This is a genomic window from Parendozoicomonas verongulae (assembly GCF_009711465.1).
In the GTDB taxonomy this organism is placed as follows: Bacteria; Pseudomonadota; Gammaproteobacteria; order Pseudomonadales; family Endozoicomonadaceae; genus Sansalvadorimonas; species Sansalvadorimonas verongulae.
This window is the reverse complement of record NZ_SMME01000679.1, coordinates 1-3,776: the sequence shown is the minus strand read 5'-3', so window position 1 is coordinate 3,776 and position 3,776 is coordinate 1. Positions and strand designations below refer to the sequence as shown.

The 3,776-nt window shown below is 47.9% G+C and carries 2 protein-coding genes and 1 pseudogene; all 3 read left to right on the top strand.

What is annotated here, in order from left to right; genetic code table 11:
- Window positions 1–79: 79 nt before the first annotated feature.
- Window positions 80–1,468, top strand: coding sequence for an adenosylhomocysteinase (ahcY, locus tag E1189_RS02720; protein ID WP_155158523.1), 1,389 nt, complete (start codon window positions 80–82; stop codon window positions 1,466–1,468).
- Window positions 1,469–1,566: 98 nt separating this feature from the next.
- On the top strand, window positions 1,567–2,412 hold the full coding sequence (gene metF / locus E1189_RS02715; protein ID WP_155158522.1) for a methylenetetrahydrofolate reductase [NAD(P)H]: 846 nt from the start codon (window positions 1,567–1,569) through the stop codon (window positions 2,410–2,412).
- 1,071 nt (window positions 2,413–3,483) lie between these two features.
- Window positions 3,484–3,630: pseudogene (locus E1189_RS25065) on the top strand (IS630-like element ISMth1 family transposase); the annotation flags it as partial.
- Window positions 3,631–3,776: the final 146 nt, after the last annotated feature.

Below are 3,776 nucleotides of genomic sequence, written 5' to 3'. Positions count from 1 at the left end.
GCCTTCACAATACAAAACCATTACAAAACTCTAATTACAAAAACTCTGCCTCACCCAGCCACCAACCAAGAGAACAAATATGAACGCTGCTAACCTTCCGCAATTCAGTGATTACAAGGTCGCCGATATCTCTTTGGCTGACTGGGGAAGAAAAGAAATTCTGATTGCTGAGTCGGAAATGCCGGCACTCATGGCGATTCGGAACCGCTATAAAGGAGCCCAGCCTCTCAAGGGCGCCCGGATTATGGGCTGTATTCATATGACCATTCAAACCGCCGTTCTGATTGAAACTCTGGTGGCTTTGGGGGCAGAGGTGCGGTGGTCGTCCTGTAACATCTTTTCCACTCAAGATCATGCAGCCGCAGCCATTGCCGCACAAGGCATACCAGTCTTCGCCTGGAAGGGAGAAACGGAAGATGAGTATGAGTGGTGCCTCGAGCAAACTGTTGGCGTCGATGTAGTCCACTGGCAACCCAATATGATTCTGGATGATGGTGGCGATCTCACTCTTCTGCTCCATAACAGTTACCCTGAGATTCTGGATAGCTGCCACGGCATTTCTGAAGAAACCACCACCGGCGTTCATCGTCTGCTGGAAATGCTGGAAGAGGGCACTCTGAAAGTGCCCGCGATCAACGTGAACGATGTCGTCACCAAAAGTAAGAACGATAACAAATACGGTTGCCGCCATTCTCTGAACGATGCAATCAAGCGTGCGACCGACCACCTGCTGGCCGGGAAGAAAGCACTGGTTATCGGTTATGGTGATGTGGGCAAAGGCTCTGCTGCGTCTCTACGTCAGGAAGGCATGATTGTTCGTGTGACAGAAGTTGACCCTATCTGTGCCATGCAGGCCTGCATGGATGGCTTTGAGGTTGTCTCTCCGTACATTGATGGCCTGAACACTGGCGATGATGCCAGCATTAATAAAGATGTACTGGGCACCACAGATCTGATTGTAACCACTACCGGGAATATGCTTGTATGCGACAGCGCCATGCTTCGCCATTTAAAAAATGGCTGTGTGGTGAGCAACATCGGCCACTTTGATACAGAGATTGATACAGCCTACATGCGTGAGCACTGGCAATGGGATGAGGTTAAACCACAGGTGCACAAAGTCTACCGCAGTCACGATGAAGCGGACTACCTGCTGCTTCTTTCTGAAGGCCGTCTTGTAAACCTTGGCAACGCCACCGGTCACCCCTCTCGGATTATGGATGGCTCTTTTGCTAATCAGGTGCTGGCACAGATTCATCTGTTCGAAAATAAGTTTGCAAATCTGTCTGCAGAAGAGAAAGCGGCGGCAGTAACCGTTGAAGTGCTGCCCAAACACCTGGATGAAGAAGTAGCTCGTTATATGGTGGAAGGCTTCAGTGGTGTGCTGACACGCTTGACCCAAGAGCAGGCAGACTATATTCATGTGCCTGTGGATGGGCCATTTAAATCTGACGATTATAAATACTAGAAACGTCAACACGGCTCATAGAGATAAAAATATAACTCTCTCAACAACAATCATTAAAGGAGTGAGGGGCTGGCTGAATTCTTGCCGCCCCTGCCATCATGACAGCTATCAGTTTCGAGTTTTTCCCCACCCAGACAGAAGCCGGTGCGGATAAACTGCAAGTTCAGGCTCAACAGTTGGCAACCAGTCATCCTGAGTTTTTCTCGGTCACCTATGGAGCCGGAGGCTCAACCCGCAATCGTACCCGTGGAACTCTTCTGGCAACCCGGGACGCAACCGGCCTGCCGGTTATGCCTCATATGGCCTGTCTTGGCCATACCAAAGAAGAAGTTCGTACCATTCTGCAGGATTACCAATCTCTGGGCATTGATCGCATTATTGCCCTGCGTGGCGACCTGCCTTCCGGTATGGGGCGCCTGGAAAATGTCGAGTTTCAGTATGCCAGCGAGCTGATCAGTTTTATCCGTGAGGAAACAGACGACCACTTTCATATAGAAATGGCAGCGTATCCAGAGGTTCACCCTCAGGCACGCTCTATGGAATCGGATTTAGACAATTTCCGTCGTAAGGTGGAAGCAGGTGCAAACTCGGCCATCACACAGTACTTCTTTAACACCGACGCTTACTTCTATTTTCTGGATCGTGTTCAGGCAATGGGGATCAATATTCCCGTTGTGCCCGGCATTATGCCCATCACAAACTATATGAAGCTGGCACGCTTCTCTGATGCCTGTGGTGCAGAGTTGCCCCGCTGGATTCGCAAACAGCTGGAAGCTTACTGGGATGACAGCGCCAGTATTCGCCAGTTTGGAGAAGAGATGGTGTCCAGAATGTGCGAAAAGCTGGTCGCCAATGGCGTACCAGCCCTCCACTTTTATACACTGAACCAGTCTGCACCATCACTGGCGATTATTAAGAATCTTGGACTGTACCCTGAGAATTAAGTACCCAAACCATTGTTTTCGCATAGCCTGACACCAACTAACTACCTTGTCAGGAATCCTGCATATCGGGAACACCCCCCTCCTGAAAAATGTCTTATACCTTTACCAATAGAAAGGTTAGGGAGAACCAGGTTATGCAATCAAATATACAAACAATATCCATTAACGGTACTCGCTGGGGGGTGCCCGACACAGTCACTGAATGTCCAATCTGCCAGGATAATGCGGCTAGTGTAATAATTTGCAAAAGGGGGCATAAAATCTGCGTGCCCTGTTTTGATAGTCAATTCGACAGGCTCGAAAATTGCCTTGTGTGCCGTAAAGAACTGGGAGACAGAAAAACAGCCCAATTCACAAGAGAAGGAGGGTTGTTAACCCTCAGAAATGCCCACTTTAACTGCATGAATAAAGGGTGTGGATGGTCTGGAGGCTACCACGAGTTGGATAAACACAACTTATTCTGTTCAAAAAAACCTGTAGATTGCGATTATGGCTGCGGTACGAGTGTACCAAAGTCAGAACTCGAAACACATAAGCAACAGTGTAGAAAACGCCCCTATAGGGAGGGGAACCTTGCCGCGGACTATGAAACAGTGATGGAAGCCAGGCAGCTTAAAACTGAATGCCTCGAGGCAGCAGGCCATCAACTAACAGCTAAAAGTAAGCAAGAGTTGGCTGATCGTCTCATCAGGCTCTACCCTCTGGTTCATTACGCCGCTTTAAAAGAGGTTTCTGAAGCAAATCAGGCAATGTCGGCAGGCACCATAAAAAGAAACCCATTGTTTTCTCACCAATGTGGTTTTATAACCAGTGACCCCGAGGAATTTTTCTCTCACTTCTTTGATTGTGCCAATAAACCCCTTTCGTGCCGTCATTGCACATCGCTAGTACCGAGGAGAGACTTATTCGATCACGAAGCGAAGTGTGAGCAGCGCCCACTAAATTGTCTTTACTGTGATAGTTTCGTACCACAGGAAAGCATGATGCAGCATTTTCTGGACTGTTATCCGGTAGACTGTGAGTCATGCAACAATGATCCGAATCGGTCAGAGCTTCTAGCACCCTTTACCACAGTCACCAGAGGGCCGTAATCGCTGGACATTACAGCTTCTTGCTGACCGCATGGTTGAGCTGGAGTATGTTGACTCAATTTCACACCAAACCATTCATCGAGAGTTAAAAAAAGAGTTAAAAAAAGAGTTAAAACTCTGGCAGAAAAATGTATGAAGTTTTGATGAGTTTTCGGGCTGTCACCAACTAACTATATTGTCAGAAAACCTGACTATTGGAGAAACAACCTCTCCTGAAAATGTCTTATACCTTACCAATAGAAAGGTTAGGGAGAACCAGGTTATGCAATCAAA

What these genes read in the sequence shown, in the direction of transcription:
- ahcY (WP_155158523.1), top strand. Translation starts at nt 80, where the DNA reads ATGAACGCTGCTAACCTTCCGCAATTCAGTGATTACAAGGTCGCCGAT.
- metF (WP_155158522.1), top strand. Translation starts at nt 1,567, where the DNA reads ATGACAGCTATCAGTTTCGAGTTTTTCCCCACCCAGACAGAAGCCGGT.